General features: G+C 68.6%; 16 protein-coding genes. 8 read left to right on the top strand and 8 right to left on the bottom strand.

Annotated features, from left to right (window positions below):
• The first annotated feature begins 124 nt into the window (after positions 1–124).
• Both moaA and V5F78_RS15370 read left to right on the top strand, forming a co-directional pair.
• Complete coding sequence (moaA, locus tag V5F78_RS15365) at positions 125–1189, top strand: GTP 3',8-cyclase MoaA (RefSeq protein ID WP_394071202.1); 1065 nt, start codon at positions 125–127, stop codon at positions 1187–1189.
• A gap of 228 nt (positions 1190–1417) precedes the next feature.
• The gene (locus tag V5F78_RS15370) at positions 1418–2506 is read left to right on the top strand and encodes a DMT family transporter (protein ID WP_394071201.1); all 1089 of its coding nucleotides are present in this window, start codon (positions 1418–1420) and stop codon (positions 2504–2506) included.
• A 181-nt stretch (positions 2507–2687) separates the two neighbouring features.
• On the opposite strand, the gene V5F78_RS15375 is transcribed toward V5F78_RS15370, so the two are convergent.
• From V5F78_RS15375 to V5F78_RS15400, 6 genes are all read right to left on the bottom strand, one after another.
• Complete coding sequence (locus V5F78_RS15375; RefSeq protein WP_394071200.1) at positions 2688–4613, bottom strand: MacB family efflux pump subunit; 1926 nt, start codon at positions 4611–4613, stop codon at positions 2688–2690.
• A gap of 116 nt (positions 4614–4729) precedes the next feature.
• Positions 4730–5950: an efflux RND transporter periplasmic adaptor subunit gene (locus V5F78_RS15380; protein ID WP_394071199.1), complete on the bottom strand. Its 1221-nt coding sequence runs from the start codon at positions 5948–5950 to the stop codon at positions 4730–4732.
• Positions 5951–6138: 188 nt separating this feature from the next.
• Positions 6139–6351, bottom strand: coding sequence for a hypothetical protein (locus V5F78_RS15385; RefSeq protein WP_394071198.1), 213 nt, complete (start codon positions 6349–6351; stop codon positions 6139–6141).
• 22 nt (positions 6352–6373) lie between these two features.
• Positions 6374–7264, bottom strand: a complete 891-nt coding sequence (locus tag V5F78_RS15390) for a S49 family peptidase (RefSeq protein WP_394071197.1) — start codon at positions 7262–7264, stop codon at positions 6374–6376.
• A gap of 123 nt (positions 7265–7387) precedes the next feature.
• Positions 7388–8131, bottom strand: coding sequence for a tRNA1(Val) (adenine(37)-N6)-methyltransferase (locus V5F78_RS15395; RefSeq protein ID WP_394071196.1), 744 nt, complete (start codon positions 8129–8131; stop codon positions 7388–7390).
• Positions 8132–8230: 99 nt separating this feature from the next.
• Positions 8231–8452 (bottom strand): putative signal transducing protein, encoded by a 222-nt coding sequence (locus V5F78_RS15400; protein ID WP_394071195.1) that lies wholly within the window; start codon positions 8450–8452, stop codon positions 8231–8233.
• A 113-nt stretch (positions 8453–8565) separates the two neighbouring features.
• On the opposite strand from V5F78_RS15400, the gene V5F78_RS15405 reads away from it, so the two are divergent.
• Together V5F78_RS15405 and V5F78_RS15410 are read left to right on the top strand one after the other, a co-directional pair.
• The gene (locus V5F78_RS15405; RefSeq protein ID WP_394071194.1) at positions 8566–9573 is read left to right on the top strand and encodes a polyprenyl synthetase family protein; all 1008 of its coding nucleotides are present in this window, start codon (positions 8566–8568) and stop codon (positions 9571–9573) included.
• Between the two features lie 173 nt (positions 9574–9746).
• Positions 9747–12698 (top strand): DUF4114 domain-containing protein, encoded by a 2952-nt coding sequence (locus V5F78_RS15410; RefSeq protein WP_394071193.1) that lies wholly within the window; start codon positions 9747–9749, stop codon positions 12696–12698.
• Positions 12699–12702: 4 nt separating this feature from the next.
• Here V5F78_RS15410 and V5F78_RS15415 read toward each other — a convergent pair whose 3' ends face one another.
• Positions 12703–13023, bottom strand: coding sequence for a YnfA family protein (locus tag V5F78_RS15415; protein ID WP_394071192.1), 321 nt, complete (start codon positions 13021–13023; stop codon positions 12703–12705).
• Complete coding sequence (locus tag V5F78_RS15420; protein WP_394071191.1) at positions 13020–13889, bottom strand: 4-(cytidine 5'-diphospho)-2-C-methyl-D-erythritol kinase; 870 nt, start codon at positions 13887–13889, stop codon at positions 13020–13022. Before V5F78_RS15420 ends, V5F78_RS15415 begins: the two co-directional genes overlap by 4 nt.
• Before the next feature lie 154 nt (positions 13890–14043).
• Between V5F78_RS15420 and V5F78_RS15425 the strand changes: the two genes are divergently transcribed.
• From V5F78_RS15425 to V5F78_RS15440, 4 genes are all read left to right on the top strand, one after another.
• The gene (locus V5F78_RS15425) at positions 14044–16068 is read left to right on the top strand and encodes a tetratricopeptide repeat protein (protein ID WP_394071190.1); all 2025 of its coding nucleotides are present in this window, start codon (positions 14044–14046) and stop codon (positions 16066–16068) included.
• A gap of 500 nt (positions 16069–16568) precedes the next feature.
• The gene (locus V5F78_RS15430) at positions 16569–17099 is read left to right on the top strand and encodes a class I SAM-dependent methyltransferase (RefSeq protein WP_394071189.1); all 531 of its coding nucleotides are present in this window, start codon (positions 16569–16571) and stop codon (positions 17097–17099) included.
• Positions 17100–17122: 23 nt separating this feature from the next.
• Positions 17123–19582 (top strand): glycosyltransferase, encoded by a 2460-nt coding sequence (locus V5F78_RS15435; protein ID WP_394071188.1) that lies wholly within the window; start codon positions 17123–17125, stop codon positions 19580–19582.
• Positions 19579–22047: a glycosyltransferase family 2 protein gene (locus V5F78_RS15440; RefSeq protein WP_394071187.1), complete on the top strand. Its 2469-nt coding sequence runs from the start codon at positions 19579–19581 to the stop codon at positions 22045–22047. The genes V5F78_RS15435 and V5F78_RS15440 overlap by 4 nt, the downstream gene beginning before the upstream one ends.
• Positions 22048–22270: the final 223 nt, after the last annotated feature.

A 22270-nucleotide genomic window follows, 5' to 3' on the forward strand; every position in this document is an offset into this window, starting at 1 on the left:
TCGCTCTCCTGTCGCGGGCCGTGTCGCGGCTGTGATGGCCGGGGCCTATGAATTGGTGCTGGGCATACGATATAATGGAGGTTCAGTCCGGCGTCAGACCGACGAAGCACAAAGCCGTGGGGAAATGGAGCAGAGCGTGAGCCGAGCCTTGAGAGATGTCAGCGACCGCGGCAATGCCGCCGGCAGTGCCCTCGGGCCGCTGGTGGATAATTTCGGCCGGGCGGTCACCTATCTGCGGGTCTCGGTGACGGACCGGTGCGACTTCCGCTGTGTCTATTGCATGTCCGAGCATATGAACTTCCTGCCCAAGCAGGATCTTCTGACGCTCGAGGAGCTGGACCGCCTGTGCACGGCGTTCGTGGCGCGCGGCGTGCGCAAGCTGCGCCTCACGGGCGGCGAGCCGCTGGTGCGGCGCGACGTGATGACCCTGTTCCGCTCGCTCTCGCGCCATCTCGACACCGGCCAGCTGGAAGAACTCACCGTCACCACCAACGGCTCCCAGCTCGCCCGCTATGCCGCCGATCTCGCCGCCTGCGGGGTGAAGCGCATCAATGTCTCCATCGACACGCTGGATGCGGAAAAATTCCGCGCCATCACCCGCTGGGGCGATCTCGGCAAGGTGCTGGAGGGCGTCAAGGCCGCCAAGGCCGCCGGCATCCATGTGAAGATCAACGCGGTCGCGCTCAAGGACGTGAACGAGCACGAGATCGCCTCCATCATGGAATGGTGCCACGGCGAGGGCCACGACCTCTCCCTGATCGAGGTGATGCCGCTCGGGGAAGTGGGCGCGGAACGGGTGGACCAGTATCTCCCGCTCTCGCAGGTGCGCGAGCAGCTGGCGCAGCGCTACACCTTGACCGACATCGACTATCGCACCGGCGGCCCGGCGCGGTATCTGGAGGTGAAGGAGACCGGCGGCCGGCTCGGGCTCATCACCCCGCTGACGCACAATTTCTGCGAAGGCTGCAACCGCGTGCGCGTCACCTGCACCGGCACCCTGTTCATGTGCCTCGGCCAGGAAGATGCCGCGGACCTGCGCGCGCCACTGCGCGCCTCGCCGGACGACGGCGTGCTCCAGGCCGCCATCGACGCGGCGATCTTCCGCAAGCCCAAGGGCCATGACTTCGTCATCGACCGCAAAACCCGCCAGCCGGCGGTCCACCGGCATATGAGCACCACCGGCGGTTAGACTTCGTTTTACATTGCGGCACCCGCATGGCGCACCCATGCCGGGGGCGAGGGACTTGACGCGGCGCTCCGCGCAATCGGCAACGGCGCGGAAAGGTCAAATCGGTTAGGTCTGTGGGGCAATGCCCACGAACGAGGCAGAAATGCCGACCCGCCCCGAGACTGCCCGCGCCTTCGCCAGCTCCGCGCCCCGCGCGGCGCGACCGCCCCGCCTTGCGGGAGACGCGGCATGAGCCTGCGCCTGATGTCCCCCACCCTGCGCGGCATCGCGGCCATGATCGCCGCCATGCTGCTGTTCATCACCAACGACATGATGCTGAAGCTCGCCACCCAGCATCTGCCGGTGGGCGAAGTGCTGGGCGCGCGCTCGGTGGTCGCGACCCTGTTCGTGCTCATCCTGCTGGCTTTCACCGGGGAATTGCGCCATGCGCTGGGCGCGTTCCGGCCCAAGGTGATCGCCCGCTCCAGCCTCGATTCGGCGACCACCTTCATCTATGTGATCGCGCTGGCGGTGCTGCCCATCTCCACCACCACCACCATCTATATGGCGGCCCCGCTCATCACCACCGCGCTCGCGGTGCCGCTGCTCGGCGAAAAGGTGGGGCTGAAGCGCGCCATCGCCATCGCCATCGGCTTTTCCGGCGCGGTCATCGTCGCCCATCCCGATCCCGCGACCTTCTCCCTGTTCGCCATTCTGCCGCTGATCGCCGCCACCTGCGGCGCGCTGCGCGATATCGTCACCCGCGGCATCGGCGCCCATGTGCCGGGCGGCGTGGTGGTGCTGTCCAGCACGGTCGCGCTCGGCGTCACCGGTGCGGGCTTCGCGCTCTGGGAGCCCTGGAGCGTCCCGACGCTTGCGGGCGGCGCCCTCATCGTGGCGACGGGCGCAACCTTCGCGCTCGGCAATCTGATGCTGGTCTACGCCTTCCGCCACGCCCCGGTGCAGGTGGTCTCCCCGCTGCGCTATGTGATGGTGCCGGTGGCGCTGATCTACGGCTTTTTCATCTTCGGCCATGTGCCGGACAGCTGGGCCACCATCGGCACCATCCTGGTGGTGGGCGCCGGCCTCTATTCGATCCAGCAGGAGGCCGCGCGCGGCCGCAAGGCGGGCAAGGAAGCCAAGGCGCGCGAGGCCGCGCAGGCGGGAACCGATACGGCCCCGGTGATGCCGCCAGTGGCGTCGCCCATCCCGGCGGCGGCCGGAAGCGCCGTCGCGGCCCGGCTCTCCCCGCCGGCCAATGACGATGCCCCGCCCGCCAAGGCCAAGGGCGGTGCCCCACAGAGCGCCGCCATCACCCGCGAGTGTCCCCACTCCTAAAGCAGTGCATTGTCATGCACGGGTCTGTCCCGTGCATCCACCCGGCACCGCTGGCCTCGGCATTTCAAGGCCCGCGCTGGCGGCCCGGCGTGGATGGCGGGGACGGGCCCGGCCATGACGACCGGCAGATGAAAGATAAGTGCGCACACCTGCCGTCAGGGGCCGCGGGTCTGCGCCGCGCTCACTCATAGGCGAGGGCTGCCACGGGATCGAGCCGCGAGGCCTTGCGCGCCGGCAGATAGCCGAACAGCAGGCCGGTGAGGAAGGCGCAGCCGAACGCCAGCAGAGGCGGCCCGGCGGAGAACCCCACCTGGGTCCCGAAGCTCTTCAAGAGGACCGCCGTGCCGAGCCCCAGCACCACGCCGACGAGCCCGCCGGCGCCGCAGATCACCAGCGCCTCGGTGTTGAACTGAAGCATGATGTTGGACCGCCGTGCGCCGGTGGCCATGCGGATGCCGATCTCGCGCGTGCGCTCGGTGACGCTCACCAGCATGATGTTCATGACCCCGATGCCGCCCACCAGCAGCGAGATCGCCGCCACCGAGCCGAGCAGGCGGGTGAAGGTATCGGACGTGGCGGTGGCCATCTCCAGGATCGAGGAGGTGTTGCGGATCTGGAAATCCTCGGCGCGATGGCGCTGGCGCAGCAGCACGGAAATCGCCTCCTGGGTCTCGTCGATCCGCGCCACATCCTCCACCGCCACCGTCGCGGTGCCGAGGAACCTGCGGCCGAACACCCGCATGAAAGCCGTTGAGATGGGCATCAGGACGAGATCGTCCTGGTCCATGCCGAAGGCGTTCGCGCCGCGCGGCGCAAGCACGCCCGCCACCTCGAACGGCACGTTCTTGATGAGGATATAGCGGCCAACGGGATTGGCGAGGCTGGGAAACATCACCTTCGCCACGGTGGCACCGAGCACCACCACCGGCGCATAGCCCTCCACGTCCGCCTCGGTGAACATGGCGCCGTCGCGCATCCCCCAGTCGCGCGCCACAACATAGCCCGGCCCGGTGCCCTGGATCTGGGTCGCATAATCGATATTACCCACCCGCACGGTGGCGGTGGTGGAACGCTCGGGCGAGACCGCCAGCACATTGGGAATATCGGCCGCGATGGCGAGCGCGTCCTCATAGGTCAGCGAGGCGTTGGAGCCGGTGGAGCGCACCCCCGGCGCGCCGGGACGCACCACCAGCAGATTGGTGCCCATGGAGGCGAAGCGATCCAGCACCGCCTGCTTGCTGCCCTGGCCGATCGCCAGCATTGCGATCACCGCCGCCACCCCGATGATCACGCCCAGCAAGGTCAGCAGGGTGCGGAACAGATTGGCGTGCATGGAGCGGAACGCCATCTTCACCGCCTCGCCAAGGTCGGGCAGGAAATGGTTGCGCACCGTCATGCGATGGCTTGGGCGCGACGTTTCGACCGGCGGCGGCGCGCTGCGCTCATCGGAGAGGATGCGCCCGTCCTGGAGGCGGACCACCCGGTCCGCATGGGCGGCCACCTGCGGATCGTGGGTGATCAGCAATATGGTGCGGCCCTCTTTGTTGAGGTCCTTCAGAAGGCGCAGCACCTCCTCGCCCGAATGGCTGTCGAGCGCGCCCGTGGGTTCGTCGGCGAGGATCACCGGCGCCTCGTTCATCAAGGCGCGGGCGATGGAGACCCGCTGCTGCTGCCCGCCCGAGAGCTGCGAGGGGCGATGGCCCGCGCGCTCCGCAAGCCCGAGCCGTGCCAGCAGGGCTTTCGCGCGGGCGATCCGCTCCGCCTTGGGACGGCCGGCATAGATGGCCGGAATCTCCACATTCTCCTCCGCCGAGATGGCGGGCAGGAGATTGTAGCGCTGGAACACGAAGCCGAAGGTGCGGCAGCGCAGGGCCGCAAGCTCGTCCGCATCCAGTTCCGCGACGTCGCGGCCGAGCACGCGATAGCTGCCGCGATCCGGCCGGTCCAGGCAGCCGATGATGTTCATCAAGGTGGATTTGCCCGAGCCCGACTGGCCCATGATGGCCACATATTCGCCCGGCCGGATGGCGAGCGAGATGTCGTCCAGGGCTCGCACCACGCTCTCCCCGCTCGGATAGATGCGGCTCACATGGGACAGCGCCAGCACCGGCTCTCCCGCGCTTTCGCCGACGGGCGCGGGCGTGAGGTCATCGTGGTCGGACGCGGCCGCGTCTTGGGCCGCTTCAAGGGATCCTGCCGGAGCGCCGGCGCGCGACCGGGCGCTCAAAACGGCGGCGGGGGCATGCCGGGGCCACGCGTCATGCGCGGCGCCGAGGGATCGGCCGAGGTGACGACGAGTTCGCCCTCCTTCAGCCCTTCGGTGATCTGCACCAGGGTGCGGCTGGAGAGGCCGGTCTTCACGGCGCGGGTCTGCACCTCGCCGTTCGCCAGCACGCGGACGGTGGCCTCGTTGCGCACCTCGCGCTTGCTGCCGCCGCGGGCCACCGGGCGCACCGCGCTCGGCGGCACCAGCAGCGCATCCTTCGCGCCGCCGAGCATGAAGAACACCTGCGCGCTCATGGAGTTCATGAGCAGACGCTCGGTGTTTGGCACGTCGATCAGCACATTGTAGAGCACCACGTCGTTCACCGTGTCCGGCGTCGGCAGAACCTGCACCACTTTCGCGGTGAAGCGCCGGTCCGGCATGCCGAGGGTGGTGAAATACACCTCCATGCCGACCTTCACCTTGGGAATGTCGGCCTCGGCCACCTGCGCCCACACCTGCATGGTGTCGAGATCGGCGACGCGCAGGATGATGGGGGCGGTCTGGTTGGCGTTCAGCGTCTGGCCTTCCACCGAGGTGATGGACACCACGGTTCCGGCGATGGGCGCGAAGATCTTGGTGTAGCCGAGATTGGCGAGGTCGCCGTCCAGGGTCGCCTGGGTCTGCTTGATCTGGGCTTCCAGCGCCGCGATCTTGGCTTCGCCGATGCGCACGGTCGCGGCGGCGGCATCCGCCGTGTCCTGGCTGCCGGCCTTGACCGCGAGCAGGCGCGAGGCGCGGTCGTCCCGCAATTTGTCGAGATCGAGCTGGGCGCGCTGCTGGGCGAGCTGCGCCCTCAGATTGTCGAGCTGCGCCTGATCGCCGATCACCTTGGTCTGGTAGACGGTGGGGTCGATCTGCGCGACCAGCTGGCCCTTTTCGACCCCATCGCCGATCGCCACCATCACCTTGCGCAGTTGGCCGGACACCTGGGTGCCCACGTCCACATAGGTCTTGGGCTTGATGGTGGCGAGCGCGGTCACCGTCTGCTCGATGTCGCCGCGCACCACCGGTACCGTGGCGAGCCCGGGCGTCGCCGTGGCGGCATTGAGGCCATAGGCATAATAGCCGCCCGCCCCCACCAGCACCGCGACCGCTCCCGCGATCCACCAGGCACGCCGACCGCGCCTTTTTCCGGCTGGGGATGCGAACACCCCTACCTGTTCCGATGTCTGAAGCATCACCGATCCGCCACGCGGCCCCAAATCTCACTGGCGGCAAGAATAAAGGGCGGGTGACGTAGGGTTCAGTGAATTCCCTGTAACATTGGGACAGAAACGTTTCCGGGCATTTCCAGGCGCCGCAGCAGCCCGGGCGCCTCAGCCCTGGCGCCTTGGCCCTGACTCCTCCGCCCCTGGCGGGGGCGCTCTCAGCCTTGGCGGGGGCGATAGGTGCCGGTCTTGGGATCGCGCACCAGCACCTGCACCTTTTCCTGCTCCCCCTTCGGGACAGCGGGGCCTTGGCCGCCGGCCGCGCGATGGGCATCCATGGTCTCGCTGACGCGGCGCCCCTCGCGCGCCAGGAAGCGGGCCGCGGCCACCGCGCCGGCAGCGCCGAGAAGGACGATCAGAAACGCAGGCATGGCCTTTCCCCTTGCTTGACGATCACAGCCCGTAGCGCGCCCACAAGGCGCGCTCCTCGGCGACGCCCGCGAGCCCCTGGGCCAGCCCCGCGCCGACGGCGCCGGCGGAGGGAAGCGCGCTGCCGACACCCGGCACGCGCCGGCCGAGCCAGCCGCCCGGCGCCGTGACCAGCGGCGTGCGCACGGTGCGCCCGTAGCGCGCCTGGAGAATCTCCCGCAGATCGCCAATGCCGTCCGCGAGCCCGAGCGAGAGCGCCTGCGCGCCGGCCCAGAACTCGCCTGAGAACAGCAGTTCGTCCTCGCCCGAAAGCACCGGGCCGCGACGGCGGCGCACCAGGTCCGCGAACATCTGGTGGATCTCGCGCTGCAGCGCCTTCAGCCGCTCCACATCCTCTTCCCGCTCGGGCTGGAAGGGATCGAGCATCATCTTGCGTGTGCCGGCGGTGTGCACGCGCCGCTCGACGCCGATGCGCTCGATCAGCTTGTCGAAGCCGAAGCCGGCGGAGATGACGCCGATGGAGCCGACCACCGAGGAGGGATCGACATAGATCTCGTCCGCCGCGCAGGCGATCATATAGCCGCCCGAGGCCGCCACATCCTCGACGAAGGCGAAGACGTGCTTCTCCTTTTCCTCGGCCAGGGCGCGGATGCGCTTGTGAATGAGATGGGACTGAACCGGCGCGCCGCCGGGCGAATTGATGATCAGCGCGACGGCGGGCGCCTTCTTCACCGCGAACGCGCGATCCAGCGTCTTGGCGACGCCGGCGAGCGTCAGGCTCTGCTGGAACGGCGCACTCATGCCGATGGTGCCGGAAAGGCGGACCACCGGCACCGTCGTCAGGTCATTGCGCCAGCGGGCAGGCAGAAGGCGGCGAACGCCGCTTTGCAGGGAAGCAAGAAAGGAATCGTCCATGAATACCTGTGTCGCGGCACATTCCGGTGAATTCATGGTGCGCGGTCACGCCAGCAAGGGCAATCGTGCCTCTTGCCGCAAGATCGGGCTAGCGGCGCTAGCGGCATTCGATGCGGGACGCCCCTATCCCATGTCCAGCGCCGCGCCGTCGCGCAGGATCGCCTGTGTGCGGGATGTGGATGCGCCGTCAGCCTCCGCCAGAATCAGGCCGGGCAGGATCGCCGGGCCGGTGCGGCGTCCCTTGATGGCGCGGGCGATCAGGCGCACCGCCGGCGCATCGGGACGGGGATGGACCGGCAACAGCCGCACGGCACCGAACCGGCCCTCCAGCGCCGTGAGCAGCGCGGAAATATCCTCCGGTCGCAGGATCATGGCGAGCATGCCGCCCGGCGCGAGGCAGCGATAGGCGGCGGTCGTCCAATCCCTCAGCGTGTCCGCATTGGCCATATGGGCGCGCGCGCGGCCCGCGTCGGGCGAGGTCTGGTGGGCCTCCGTGGCATTGAACGGCGGGTTCGCCAGGACGAGGTCGAGGCTTTCGGCAGCGGGAAGCGGCGGCCCGCCGGGCCGCGCGAGGGCCAGCACATCCGCGCATACGACAGCGCAGCGGCCCTCCAAGCCGTTCGCCGCCGCGTTCCGCTCGGCCAGGTCCGCGAGCGCCGGGTCGATCTCGATCAGCACTGCCTCGGCGTGCGGCAGGTGTAGCAAGGCGGCGAGGCCCGCGCTGCCCACGCCGGCGCCGAAATCGGCGAAGCGGCGCGCCGCGCGCGGCGCGGCGGCGGCGAGCAGGATGGCGTCATGGCCGACGCGATGGCCCTTTTCCGGCTGGCACAGCACGAGCCGCCCGCCCAGCACGCGGTCCTGTGTCACAGCCGGTCTTGGCGCCGAAAGGGTCATGGCGGCGGAGCCTAGAGCGTTTTCCAGGTTCGTGGAATCAGCAAACCGGCATCCGCTGCGCGCGCCGACAGGCTAATCGCACAGCACGTCGCCGAGGCCCGCCTCTTTCAGCAGGCGGCGCCCTTGGGCGAGATCCTCGTCCAGCACCAGAACCCGGCGGGGAATGACACCGATGGAGCCTTCCAGCGCGCTCACATAGCTGTCCGCGACCATATGGCCGATGTCGGCCGCGGTCAGCAGCGCCTCGATTGCGGAAATCAGCACCAGATCATTGGTCCGCACCAGATCGCGCATCAATTCTCCGTCGGATTTGCGCCGCGGCGGCGTTCCGGGTACGCCTCACGCTTGCACGGCACCCTCCGCCATCCCTATGGTGCCACCCACAGAATGACAAGCGGGAGCGTTTCTTGGCCGTCGTCCTTCCGTTCGAGCCGACCGACCCATCCATCGAGGCCCTCGTCCGCCTGGTGAAGGGGGACATGGAGCGCGTGAACGCCACTATTCTGGCCCGCACCGGCTCGGACGTGGCGATGATTCCCGAGGTGGCGAACCACCTGATCTCGGGCGGCGGGAAGCGGCTGCGCCCCATGCTGACCCTCGCCTGCGCCGCGCTCAGCGGCTATCGCGGCGAAGGGCATGTGAAGCTCGCCGCCTCGGTGGAGTTCATGCACACCGCCACGCTGCTGCACGACGATGTGGTGGACGAGAGCGACATGCGGCGCGGCAAGCTCGCCGCCCGCAAGCTCTGGGGCAATGAGGCGAGCGTGCTGGTGGGCGACTTCCTGCTCGGCCAGGCGTTCAAGATGATGGTGGAGGTGGGCTCGCTCCAGTGCCTCGACATCCTCTCGAATGCCGCCTGCGTGATCGCCGAGGGCGAGGTGATGCAGCTTGCCGCCGCCAAGAACACCGAGACTTCCGAAGACGATTATCTCGCCGTGATCCGGGGCAAGACGGCGGAATTGTTCGCCGCCGCCTGCGAAGTCGGCGCGGTGCTCGGCGCCCGGCCGAAAGCGGAACAGAGCGCCTGCCGCTCCTACGGCATGAACCTCGGCATCGCGTTCCAGCTGGTGGACGACGCTCTGGATTACGGCGGCAGCCAGGCTAAGCTCGGCAAGAATGTCGGCGACGATTTCCGCGAGGGCAAGATCACCTTGCCGGTGGTGCTCGCCTTCCGGCGGGGCGATGCGCAGGAGCGCGCCTTCTGGCAGCGCAGCCTGGAACAGAACGCCTGCGACGATGCCCAGCTCGACCAGGCCATCGGCCTGCTCACCAAGCATCGCGCGCTGGTGGATACCATCGAGCGGGCGCGTCATTACGGCGCCATCGCCAAGGACGCGCTGGCCTTGTTCCCGCCGGGCGGGGCCAAGGACGCGCTGATGGAAGCCGTGGATTTCTGCATTTCCCGCGCGCACTGAATCTTGCACGTGCTGACCCGCGTCGGCGCGTGAGCGAGAGCCCTGCCGCGACCGGCGGCCGGCGTAGGGATTCCGCAGCGTAACACCCTTGGTTTATTGGAGAACGCAGTTCCGCGACGGCGGAGCGAATGGTAAGATGGGATTGCATCCGGGGACATGGGGCCACGCGATTCATGACCGCCACCGTCTATGATCCGGTCGGGGATTCGAGCTTCCTCGACACCAACGCCTTCCAGCTCGCCACCGACCAGCAATTCCAGGACGCGCGGGCGGGCCTCAACACCGCGAGCATCTTCAGTTCGCTGTTCGGCGCCACCTCCATCGTCGACGCGACCGGCACCGATCCGCTGGTAAAGATTGCCCTGACGCTGAACCGGATGACCGACCCGGAGACGCTGCTGGGAAGCTCTTGGGCGGAGCGGCAGGTCGCTCTCGCGGACCAGACGGAAGTCTGGAACACCTATGGCGCGAACCCGCTGACCTACCAGGCGGTGAGCAATTACATCACCGACCCCACCAACGGAATTGGCGCGAGCGCGCTGCTGACCAGCCTCGGCTACGATTCCTCGGCGCAATCCCGCACCCTCTGGCTGCAGCTGAACCCGGCCCAGTTCCAGGCCCTGTTCGACACGCCGCTGCTCAAGGTGAGCGTGGGGAGCGAGACGTTTTATGCCTGGGAAGGCAGCCTCTCGCTGCCGAACGACATCGCCGGGGACGTGCGCGGCCTATGGGTCGACCAGGACGTGACCGTCGCAACGCCCGCGGTGGCCCCAGGTGTCTCGGCCTACCATCCGCCCGCCGGCTACCAGGGCACGGGCAATGGCGGCAACGAGGTGATCTCCACGCCGGGCACCGTCGCCGATGCCTATAATTTCCCGCTGAAGAACCAGGCCACGCCGGCGATCGCGCTGGTTGAGCCCTCGACGCAGGACCCGACCGCCCTCTTTAACGCCCTGAACGCCTATCGGGTCTCGATCGGCCTGCCGGCTGTGACAGCGGAGCAGTTCCAGGTGCTGCCCGGCGCCGATCCCAACGGCTGGTCGAGCGTCATCGACGAGACGACGCTGGACATTTCCGTGGTGGCTTCCGCCGCGCCCAACAGCACGCAATTGCTCTACAGCTTCGTCGGCTCGACCCATTACACCGCCTATCAGCAGGCGATCTGGGACTTTGTGAACAATCCCGGCATCCTCACCTCCTCCTTCCCGGAGGTGACCGAGGCCTCGCCCGATTCGCCGTTCTATCTGGCCTATTCCGATCTCTTGACCGACGCCGCCTTGCGCAACATGTCCGTGTTCCTGTCCTCCGGCGACGGCGGATCGCAGAGCGAATACGGCACCGGCAACCCGCTGATGCGCACCTCGCACACGGTGTCGACGGCCATCGTGGTGGGGGGAACCTCCATCAGCACGCTGGCGTCGGCGCAGTCGGATCCGACGCTTGCCACCGGCGATCCCGCGACCGACCTCCTGGCGCAGGTGATGAGCGACACGCCGAACCTCGACCTGCTGATGGCCATGACCGCGGCCGGCCTGAAGACCTTGCCGACCAACATGGTCGCCAATCCGGACGAGAGCCCGACGGATCCCTTGCTCCGGCTCTTCGAGACCACCTGGAACGCCTATTACATCAGCTATGACGCGCATGGGGCCGGCACGTTCGATCCCTCGTACTCGACCAATAATGCCAGCACCGGCGGCGTCGACATCACCCAGGGCACGCCGACCTATCAAAGCGATTTCGGCCTCACGCCCACCAGCATCGGGGCGATCGTGCAGGCCGGGCGCGGCGCGCCGGACGTGTCCGCGCTCGCTTCGGGCAATGCCTATTATTTCGTGCTCAACGCCGATTACGTGAACGACCCCAGTTCCGGGCATCTGACCAAGGGCGATGGCGGCACCAGTGCGGCGACGCCGCTCTGGGCCTCGCTGACCGCGCAGTTCGACGCCATCTTCCAGAATCAGCACCTGCCGCAGCTCGGCTATTACAACGACCTGCTCTACATCGCCGCCGCCATCGCGCCGGGATCGTTCAACGACATCTCGCTCGGCGACAACATCTCCACCTATTACGTGGTGCCCGAAGGCACGCCGGGCGCGGTCTATGATTATGCCGCCGGGGATTATGTCCTGCCCACCGGCCTCGGCTTCTCCGCCGCCACCGGATACGACTACAATACCGGGCTCGGCTCGCCCAACGGGCTGCTGCTGGCGCGCGCGCTGACCGCCATCGCCCACACCGAGATCTATTCCGACGCGCCGGCCCTGCTCGGCATCGTCGATGCCACCCACGCCGTAAGCGATGCGACGCAGACCCTGCTGGTGCAATCCACCGGGCTGGACGGCAGCTTCTCGCTCTCGGTCGGGGGGCAGAGCTTCACCGGCATGGGCGGCGGCGGTGATCTGGCCTGGACCAGCCGGCTCGCCCAGCAATCCCTGCAAAGCGACTTCGATCCGGACCTCGTGCGCGCATTCGACGGGATCGCCCAGGCGACCCCCGGCTCGATCCATGCGGCGAACGGGGCCGCTCTTTCCGCCTCCGCCGGCGGCGACGCGCTGGCCCTGTACCAGGCGGCGTTGACCTCGGCCTTCGGCTTCGCCGCCTTCGGCGACCAGGACAGCAGCGTGACCCTGGCGCGCCCGGTCGCCATCGCCGATACGGCCGGCGGCGCCAATAGCCAGGAGGTGGTTGTGCGCCTGCGCCAGAACGGCGCCGACGCCACCCATGTGACCTTCTACAAGGTGGACGATCTCAACGGCGACATCGGCGGCCTCGCCCCGGGCGCGGCCGGCTATGCCGATGCGGCGCAAGCCCGCGCCTATCACACCGTCGACGGCCAGACCGCCATCGACGGCCCCGGCTGGGGCAATTACGCCCAGACCGAAATCACCGGCGTCAATGCCGGCGATATCATCGCCATGAAGCTCACCAATGGGGCGAACACCTTCTGGGGGTTCGCGCAGGCCAATGAGCAGGTGGACGGCGCGGGCGTGACCCATCTGTGGAGCTACGGGCTCAACACCTGGGGCTGGGAGGATCTGAAGGGCGGCGGCGACCACGATTACAATGATTTGATCGTGCAGCTGGACTTCACCAGCACCAGCGGCGACGGCTGGCTGATCTGATCCCTCAGCCGCGTGGCCCGAACACGATAACCGCCGCGCCGGCAAGGCACAGCGCGGCGCCGACGGTGTCATAGCGATCCGGCCGCACCCCCTCCACGCCCCACATCCAGGCCAGCGAGCCGACGATATAAATGCCGCCATAGGCCGCGAACGCCCGCCCGGCGGCGGCGGCATCGACCAGCGTCAGCGCGCCGGCGAAGACCGCGAGGCTCGCGAAGCCGGGTATCAGCCACCAATGGGACCCATCTGCGCGCACCACGTGCCAGAAGGCGAAGCAGCCGGCGATCTCGGCGAGCGCCGCGACGATATAGGCAAGCAGGGTCATCGCAGCACCGTGGGGCGCACCCACCACTCGGGATGGGCCGCGCTCACGGCCTTGGCGAGGGCGGCGGCATCGCGGCAGGTGTCGGTGAGCGCGAAGACCGTCGCGCCCGATCCGGACATGCGCACGAAGCGGGCGCGCGGATCGGCCTGCAACACGGCCTTCACATGCCCGATCTGCGGCGCCACGCTTTGCGCGGGCGGCTCCAGATCATTGGGGGTGCAGGCGAGGAAATCCAGCAATGCCGCCCGTTCGGCCGGCACGCACGCGCCATGGGGCGCACCGGGCAGGTCCTCGCCCGGTTGCAGGCCAAGCGCGCGAAACACCGGCGCGGTGGGCACCGCCACCCGGCAATTCACCAGCACCGCCGGCAGCGGCGGCAAATCGAGCGGCGGCGAGAGCTGGTCGCCCACCCCGCGCATCATGCGCGCGCGCGGCGCGAGGCACACCGGCACATCCGAGCCCACCGCCCGCGCAGCGTCGACGAGGCGCGGATCGCCAAGGTCCAGGGCATTGAGCTGGGCGAGCAGGCGCAGGGCCGCCGCCGCGTCGGAGGAGCCGCCACCGATGCCGGCCGCAACCGGCAGGCGTTTGACGAGATGAAACCGGCCGAGCCGCAGCCCCGCGACCCGCTGGCGAAGCGCATCGGCGGCGCGCAGCACCAGATTCTCGCCCTGGGGACCGGCGGCCGGCGCCGTTGGCCCGGTGACTTCGAGGCCGAACGCCGCATCTGGCGCTAGGGAAAGCAGGTCAGCTGCCCCTGCGAAGCTCACGAGACTCGCGAGATCGTGAAACCCGTCCGCGCGCCGGCGCAGGACGCGCAATGTCAGATTGACCTTTGCCGGAGCGCGCGCCACAAGCTTTTGCATGATTTTGGCTTATGGCGCGGCGGCCCGCGGACCGCAAGCGGTGTCGAAAGACAGAACCGCTGACGTAACTTGCGAGGTTCGTGGAAAGTCGCCATCCTCCCGCCATGTGGCGCGGTTTCTCTCAGCCCCACGCTCCTTCCAGGATTTCTGCCCGGTGAAGATTTCGCTCATTCGCTCGCCCCTGGCCATCGCGGCCGCTTTCTGCGTGTCGTTGGTGGCAGTGGCGCCCGGCGCCGCGCGGGCCGATTTCCCGCCCATCTCCGATGCCACGCTCTCCGGCAGCTATCTGGCCGCGCGCCTCGCCGGCTCGGAACGCGACACCGAGGCCGCCGTGGCCTATCTGCGCGCGCTGCTCAAGCTCGATCCGCGCAATGACGAGGTGGTGGAACGCGCCTTCTTCGCCATGCTGGTGGACGGCGACGTCGAAGAAGCCATGCCGCTCGCGGACCGGCTGGTGAAGGTGGATCGCTCCCACCGCATCGCCCGCCTCGCCCTGGCGACGCGCGCCATCAAGGCGGCGAAATACACCACCGCGCGGACCAATCTGTCCCTGTCGGTGCGCGGCCCGATCGGCGATCTCACCGCCACTTTGCTTGCTGCCTGGACCATGGTCGGCTCCGGCACGCCCAAGGCCGGCGTCGAGATGATCGACCGCCTGCAGGGGCCGGACTGGTACGCCAGCTTCAAGAACCTGCATGCCGGGCTGATCCTCGACGCCAGTGGCAACAAGAAGGAAGCCGGCAAGCGCCTGGAACTGGCGATCAAGACCGAGCCGGTCACGCTGCGGGCGATCGACGCCTATGCCCGCTGGGCCTCGCGCAATGGCGAGACCGAGGCGGCCATCGCGGCCTATAAAAATTTCGACAAGCTGATGCCGCGCCACCCGCTGGTGGAAGCCGCGCTGAAGGAGCTTGAGGCCGGGCATCAATTGCCCCCGCTCGTGCGCACGCCCCAGGAGGGCGCGGCCGAAGTGCTCTACGGGCTCGGCGCGGCGCTCGCGCGCCAGGGCGGCGAGGACCTCGCGCTGGTCTATCTGCAACTCGGCCTTTGGCTCGATCCCGACCACCCGCTGGCCGGCCTGTCGCTCGCGGACCTCTACGAGCAGCTCAAGCAGCCGGAAAAGGCGATCCAGGTCTATGACAAGATCCCCGCCTCCTCGCCGCTGAAGCGCAATGCCGAGGTGCAGCTGGCGATCAATCTCGACGCCACCGACAAGACGGCCGAGGCCCGCAAGCACCTGGAAGCGCTCATCAAGAGCAATCCGAAGGATCTGGAGGCGCTGGTCGCGCTGGCCGGCATCGAGCGCGGCCGCAAGATGTTCGCCGAATGCGCGGCTACCTATAGCAGGGCGATCGCCCTGCTGCCGGACCCGACCCGCGCGAATTGGGCGCTCTATTATTTCCGCGGCATCTGCAATGAGCGCAGCAAGAACTGGCCGGCGGCCGAGGCCGACCTGACGAAGGCGCTGCAGCTCTATCCCGACCAGCCCCACGTGCTGAACTATCTCGGCTATTCCTGGGTCGATCAGGGCACCAACCTCGACCAGGGCATCGCCATGATCCGCAAGGCCGTGGAGCTGCGGCCCGACGACGGCTATATCGTCGACAGCCTCGGCTGGGCCAATTTCAAGCTCGGCCGCTATGACGACGCGGTTTCGGACCTTGAGCGCGCGGTGGAGCTGAAGCCGCAGGACCCGACCATCAACGACCATCTCGGCGATGCCTATTGGAAGGTTGGGCGCCGGCTGGAAGCCACCTTCCAGTGGAACCACGCCCGCGACCTGAAGCCCGAGCCGGAAGATCTCGACAAGATCGTCAAGAAGATCAAGGACGGCCTCGACACCTCGACGCCGGAAGCCGCCCCCTCCGCCGATGGATCGCAGAAGAAGGCGGAAGATGTGAAGCCGGCGGAGGCCCAGCCCGCGCAGGCAAACCCGGCTCCGGCCACGCCCGCCGACGGGAAGGCCAGTGCGGACAAGCCAGCCCCGGAGTCTCCTGCCCCCGCCGATGCCCCCAAGGTGGAGGCTCCCAAGGTGGATGCTCCCCCGACGGATGCCCCGAAGGCGGACTCCCCGAAGGCTGACGCCCCGAAGACTGACGCCCCGAAAGCGGATGCGCCGGCACCCGGCGATGCTCCTAAGGCGGACGTCCCGAAGGCGGACGGGCAGAAGAGCAATTGAGGGCACCGCTCACGCAAAGTTTTGCGAATGGAACGAAAAAAAGGGGCCGCATAGGGCCCCTTTTTTATGGGCCTGATTCTTTTTTGCCCGGCAATTTTTCATTGCATCATGAATGAGATGCAGCCTTACCGAGCGCTCATTCAGGCCCGCACGCGTAAAACCCCCAACACCGTACCTCACAATCCGCAACGTCGCGATGACACCGCTAAGGCGCGCCCTCCGCTGGCAGAAAGAGGCGCATCATGTTATTCTGGAACGAATTTCTACCTCCGAGCATTTCTACCTCCGAGCGATGGAAACCGGGGCGTAAGAGCCCACTGTGGTACAACCATGAGCCGCCGGAATGGCGGCAAGGGAGGCGATAATTGCCGGCGGATGTGAATGAGCGCCTGCAGCGCTGGGTCCTCAACGTCGGATCCGGGCCTGCGTCACGCAAGGGGCTTCACCCGGCATTTCATCGCCAAGAATGGACCGAGATCCGTCTTGATATCGAGCCACGCGTGTCACCCGACATCGTCGGCACCATGGTCTCCATGCCGCAGATCAAGGATGGCAGCTTCGATGCCGTCTGGTCCTCGCACAATGTGGAGCATCTGCATGCCCACGAAGTGCCGCTGGCCATGGCGGAGTTTCGCAGGATTCTGCGCGGCGACGGCTTCGCCCTGATCACCTGCCCCGACATCGCCAGCATCGCGAAGCTGGTGGTTGATGGCCGGCTGGAAGAGGTCGCTTATGTCTCTCCCGCCGGGCCGATTACGGCGCTGGACATGCTGTTCGGCCATTCCGCCTCGATTGCCGCCGGCCAGGGCCATATGGCCCATAACACCGGCTTCACGTTGCGCCGGCTGGCGGACAAGCTGGTGGCCGCCGGGTTCCGCGAAGTCCGCGCCATGAAGGGCGGCTCCTACGATTTGTGGGTCTTGGCGCTCGTCGGCGGCATGGATCTGGCCAGGGATTGCCTGTCCGGCACCCCGCAAGCCACGCTGTTGCAAGATCCGCGCGAAACCGCGCCCCGCGCTCGCACGGCCTAGGCCCGGCCCATGGGTCCGCGCCGGTGACCGGGACCGTGGACCAGCGCACGCCGCGATCGGGCCCGCACACCGCACGCGCGTCACTTCTGCTCGGGCTGAAAGCCGATGCCGCCGAGGCGGCAGCACGTCCGCTGATCGCCCTCGCGGAGGCCGAGCGCGACACGCGCGGCAAAGCGGTGGACACGCCGGCCGACCTGCTGCGCCTCGCCCATGCCTATCTGATGCTGGGCCGGCCCGAAGGCGCCGTGCGCGTCGCGCGCCGGCTGATCGCGCTCGATCCACGAGAGGGCACCGCGCCGGCCATTCTGTTCAGCCACGGCACGGCCGCAGAGCGTGAGCAGGCCGCGATGCACCTGGCGGGCACGGCCACCGATCCCGCTTTGCGCGGCGCCGCGCTGCGCGCCTTGCGGGCGCTCGGCCACACGGCATTCTCCCATCTCGAATGGTCCGCCGGCCGCCTGCAGGGTTTCGCCACCTGGCCGGCGGGCGCAACCGCCACCCTGGTCTTCCTCACCCCGGAGGGACAGGAAAGCTGGGCGCTCGACCCGCAGGACGACCACCCCTTCGCCACGCCGTTCGGCCGCGCCGCCACGGTCGACCTTTCCCTGCCGCCGGCGGACGCCCATGTGTTCGTGCGCGTGGGACACCAGCAGTTCGGCCTGCTGCGACAGACCGCGCCGGAGCCGATCCCGACCCGCCGTGTGTCCGCCCCGCAGGATGGACGGGGCGACCGCCTCACCATCCTCATTCCGGTCCATGACGATGCGGCCGCGACGCAGCGCTGCATCGAAAGCGTGCTGGCGCATCGCCCTACGCACGACACCCGTATTGTGCTGGTCGCGGACGATCCGCCGGACGCGGGGCTGCGCGCCTATCTGGCCGAGCTTTCGGCGCCCCATCTCGAGATCCTGGACAACCCGCTCAACCTCGGCTTCGTGCGCTCGGTCAATCGCGGCATCGCCGCGATTCCGCACGGAGATATCCTGCTGCTGAACGCCGATACGGTGCTGCCCGCGCGGTTTGCCGAACGGCTGCGCGCCGCCGCCTACGGCGCCGACGATATCGGAACCGTGGTGCCGCTCTCCAATAATGGAGAGTTCGTGAGCCTGCCTGTTCCGTTCCGCACCAATCCCCTGCCCGACCCCAAGGAACTGGCGCGCATCGACGCGAGCGCCGAACGCGCCAATGGCGGCCTTGTGATCGACCTGCCGAGCGGCATCGGCTTCTGCCTCTACATCACCCGCCGCTGCCTCGACGATGTCGGCCATCTGTCGGGAGGCTGGGGGCGCGGCTATCTGGAAGATGCCGACTTCTGCCTGCGCGCCCGCGCCTTCGGCTGGCGCAATGTCTGCGCGGCCGACCTTTATGTGGGGCACGAGGGCACGCGCTCCTTCAAAGGCGAGAAGCGTGGCCTTGTGGTGCGCAACCTCAAGCGCCTCGGCGCCGCGTTTCCCACCTATGAGGCCGCGTGCGGCAGCTTCGTGGCCGCCGATCCCTTGCGCAGTGTCCGCGCCGCCATCGAAGCGGACCTCCCCCCGGACCCTCGCCCGGTGCGCCTGCTGGTGCACGGGCCGAACCTTGCCGACGCCGCGGACGCCCTGTTGCGCGCGCGGGCCGAAGCCGAGGGTGGCCCGGTGCTGCGGGCCGAGCTGAAGGGCCGGCCCGGCGCATGGCACCTGTGGCTTTCAGCCTCGGACAGCGGCTTTCCGCAAAATCTGCGTTTCGACCTGATGCGCCCCGAGGGGATGTCGGCGCTCACCGCCGATCTCGCGCGGCGCCCGCTCGCCCGCATCGAGGTGCTCGGCCAGGAAGCGCTGCCGGACGCGCTGTGGCAGAGTCTCTGCGGCCTCGGTGTTGCGATCGAGGTGCGCATCCATGCGCTGCGGGTGCGCCCTGGCACGACCGCCCGGTTCTGGCCCGCCTTCGCCGAGCCGGCCATCACGGCCGTGCTGCCGGCCCATGAGCAGATCGCGACGGCGGTGCGCGGTCAGCGCCTCGTGCTGCCGTGGAAGGTGAAGGACGCGGCCGGCCCGTTCCGGACCATCGCGCGGGCGACCGTGCCGCTGAGCGATGCGCCGGTCGGTCTCCTCTTGCCCCATCCGGAAGCCCGCGCCCATGGGCTTGTGCGGGCGCTTGCCCTGGCTCTGGCCGCGGCGGGCGCGGGCAATGCCATGTTCGTGTTCGGCTCCAGCCTCGACGACCGGGCCCTTGGCAGCCTTTCCGACCTGGTGGTGCTGGGCCGCGTGCCGGCCCACGAGGCTGCCGACCTGATGGCCGCGCTCGAGATCGGCCGCATTGTCATCGCCGACCGCGAGGGCCTCGGCCATCCGCTCGCCATGGCGGCGGGGCGAAGTGATTTACCATGTGCCTTCTTCGGCGTGGGCACCGGCGCCGTGGGCGATCTGGTGCTTGCGCCGGACATGGCAAATTCCGAAGCTGTCCAGTACATCCTCGACTGGATCAGGAGCCTGCCCCCGCGATGAATTCCGCTCTCCCTGCCCCGTCCGAGCTGGCGGCGATCGGCGTGCCCATGGCGTGCGGCGTGCGGGCGGCATTCGGCGCCTCGGGCGAGACCGGATTTTCGGGCTTCGTCCTGGATCCGGAAGACCTCACGCGGCGCCACGTGGTGGAATTGCTGGTGGACGGCGTGCCGCTCCAGGTCACCCGTGCGGACCTGTTCCACCCCCTGCTCTCGCAAGCCGGCATCGGAGATGGCTGCTACGGATTCCAGTTTGTGGTGCCCGCCCCGGTCCATGCCAGCGCCACTCGCTTTGAGGCGCGGCTCGCCAATGTGGACGAAGTGCTGCCCCTCACCGAGCCCGTCGAGCCAACCGGCGAGGCCGCGCGCGGCCATGTGGAATGGCTGGGCCATCTGAGGTTCCGCGGCTGGGTGCGCCAGCCCGGCTCGGGCGAGGATGCCGCCACCCCGCGCATTTCGGTGACGGTGGATGGCGCGGCGGTGATGGACGTGCCGGCGGACCGCTGGGCCGGCGCCTTCGCCGATGGTGTGCTTCAGCCGGTGCGCGGCTTTGATCTGGAATTGCCGGACAGTCTCGCCGACGGGCGCCTGCATCAGGCCGTCTTCACCCTTGCCGGCCCATCGGCTGGCAGCGCGCAGGAGATGGCTGCCGGACAGGGGCTTGGTGCCGGGCAAGCCGTGGGCAATGGACAGCCGGTGGGCGGCGGCGCGGTGCCCTTCCTGGCCTTCGCCGATCCGCTGCGCGCCCTGATCGAGCGCGAATTTCCAGCAGATGGATCGGACCGGCATCCCGAAGCGCTCCGCGTCGAGCTTTACGACACGCTGTTTCCGCGCGCCCTCCCCTTCACCCGATACGAGGACTGGTGCGCCGCGCAGCCCGCCGCACCGGCGTTCGTACGGCCCGAAGGCGCGGCAGCGGACCAGATCGCTTTGCTCTTTCTGGGGGAGGACGCGCTCGACGTTTCGTTCGCCGCACTTCAGAACGAAGGCGGGCAATGGGTTGCGGGCGCACTGCCGAGCGACAGCGCCAAGGCGAATTTCGATCCCGCGCCGCTCGGCGCCTTCATGACCGGCGAGGCACACAACAGCACCGCCTTCGCCTTTCTCCCCGCCGGCGCGCGCCTGCGGCCCGGCGCGGTGGCACGGATCGAACAGGCGCTGGCGGACCATCCCCGCGCCATCATGCTGTTCGCCGACGTGGACGTGGAAGAGGATGACGGCACGGTGTGGCCGCTCGCCTTGCCCGCTGCTGATTATGAACGCAGCCTGGAACAGGGCTTCGCCGCCCGCTGCTTCGTGCTGCGCACGGCCGCCCTGCGCACGGCGCTGAAGCGCGGCGCCAATTCCGTGTTCCGGCTGGCCAATTTCCTTTACGATTTTCATCCCTTGCCGGTGGGCGCTATCGTTCATTTGCCGGGCGCACTGGCGCGGGTGCCGGCGGCGTGCCTGCGACGGGGACACGCGGCGCTGAACCGCGCCACGGCGGAGCATTTCGCCGCCACCAAGCAGATCGCCCGGCAGGCGATCGCGATCGGCGAATGCCTGCCCGCCGTGCGCATCGCCCGGGCGCCTCCACGCACCCGCGTCGAGCTGGTTGTGGACGCGGCCTCCTATCCCGCATTGGCGGAACGCTGCCTGCGGGCGGCGCTGCCGGCCCTGCGCCGCATCGACGGGGAATTGATCATCATCCTGCCGCCCGGAAAGGTGAATCCAGCCCTGGCACCGCTTCTGTCCCCGCTGCCCAAGGTCAAGGTGCTGCAACGGGCCAATCCGCGCGGCGCGGAAACCTTCAATGCGGTGGTGGCGGGCACGCAGAGCCAGTCGGTGATCTTCCTGTCCGGCGCCATGGCTCCGCTCAATGAGGATTGGCTTGACGAATTGCGCTGCCGCCTGGAAGGGCGCGACGCGGGCGCCGTGGCCCCGCTGGTGATCGATGCTGAAGACAATGTCTGCGACGCGGGCTATGTGCTCGGCCCCAATCTGGATGTGGTGCGCGCCTTTGCCGGCCGGCGAATCTCGGACCCCGGCTATGGCGACCTGCTGCGCGTGGCGCACGAAGTCTCGGCCCTCAGCTTCGATTGCGTGGCCCTGCGGCCCGCGCTCCTGCGCGATCTCGGCGGGCTGGACGGGCTGCGGTTCCCGACCTTTTTCGCCGGCATCGACGCCAGCCTGCGGCTGCGAGCCCGCGGCCAGCGCCTGGTGATGACGCCGAACGCCGTGGTGCGCGACCTCGCGCCGGGGCGAATGGGCACGGCCGCGCTCGGCCGCTCGCCGCTGGCGGCCGCCCGGGCTCGGGAATTGCGCAGCCTGCGCGCGCGCTGGAGCGCCGCGCTTGCACATGACCTGCTCTATAATCCCATCCTGACCCGGGACGGGGAACCCTACAGCGCCTTGTGCTGGCCGCCGGTGCGCCCCATCCCGCGGATTGCCGAACCCCAGCCGCCGCGGAACTGGCCGGCCGGCCTTTGATGCCGGCATGCGCGAGCGGGCGGCGGCTGCGACACATGACCGAAATGCACAGCCCCAGTGCGATTTAAGGCGCCGCCGCCCGTCTTTGAGATCGGGAATGGCTCTCAACCGGCGGCGGATCGCTCCGGCCGGTTGCGGGCGATCGGTCGCGTATGGGCACGCGCCCGCGTAGCCTGCGACTGAACCGCGGGAGGATGTCCCGCGGGAGCGCCGGTGCTGACAA

It is taken from the genome of Roseixanthobacter glucoisosaccharinicivorans, from assembly GCF_043195095.2.
In the GTDB taxonomy this organism is placed as follows: domain Bacteria; phylum Pseudomonadota; class Alphaproteobacteria; order Rhizobiales; family Xanthobacteraceae; genus NCEH01.

What these genes read in the sequence shown, in the direction of transcription:
- moaA (WP_394071202.1), top strand. Translation starts at nt 125, where the DNA reads ATGGAGCAGAGCGTGAGCCGAGCCTTGAGAGATGTCAGCGACCGCGGC.
- V5F78_RS15370 (WP_394071201.1), top strand. Translation starts at nt 1,418, where the DNA reads ATGAGCCTGCGCCTGATGTCCCCCACCCTGCGCGGCATCGCGGCCATG.
- V5F78_RS15380 (WP_394071199.1), bottom strand. Translation starts at nt 5,950, where the DNA reads ATGCTTCAGACATCGGAACAGGTAGGGGTGTTCGCATCCCCAGCCGGA.
- V5F78_RS15385 (WP_394071198.1), bottom strand. Translation starts at nt 6,351, where the DNA reads ATGCCTGCGTTTCTGATCGTCCTTCTCGGCGCTGCCGGCGCGGTGGCC.
- V5F78_RS15390 (WP_394071197.1), bottom strand. Translation starts at nt 7,264, where the DNA reads ATGGACGATTCCTTTCTTGCTTCCCTGCAAAGCGGCGTTCGCCGCCTT.
- V5F78_RS15400 (WP_394071195.1), bottom strand. Translation starts at nt 8,452, where the DNA reads ATGCGCGATCTGGTGCGGACCAATGATCTGGTGCTGATTTCCGCAATC.
- V5F78_RS15410 (WP_394071193.1), top strand. Translation starts at nt 9,747, where the DNA reads ATGACCGCCACCGTCTATGATCCGGTCGGGGATTCGAGCTTCCTCGAC.
- V5F78_RS15415 (WP_394071192.1), bottom strand. Translation starts at nt 13,023, where the DNA reads ATGACCCTGCTTGCCTATATCGTCGCGGCGCTCGCCGAGATCGCCGGC.
- V5F78_RS15420 (WP_394071191.1), bottom strand. Translation starts at nt 13,889, where the DNA reads ATGCAAAAGCTTGTGGCGCGCGCTCCGGCAAAGGTCAATCTGACATTG.
- V5F78_RS15440 (WP_394071187.1), top strand. Translation starts at nt 19,579, where the DNA reads ATGAATTCCGCTCTCCCTGCCCCGTCCGAGCTGGCGGCGATCGGCGTG.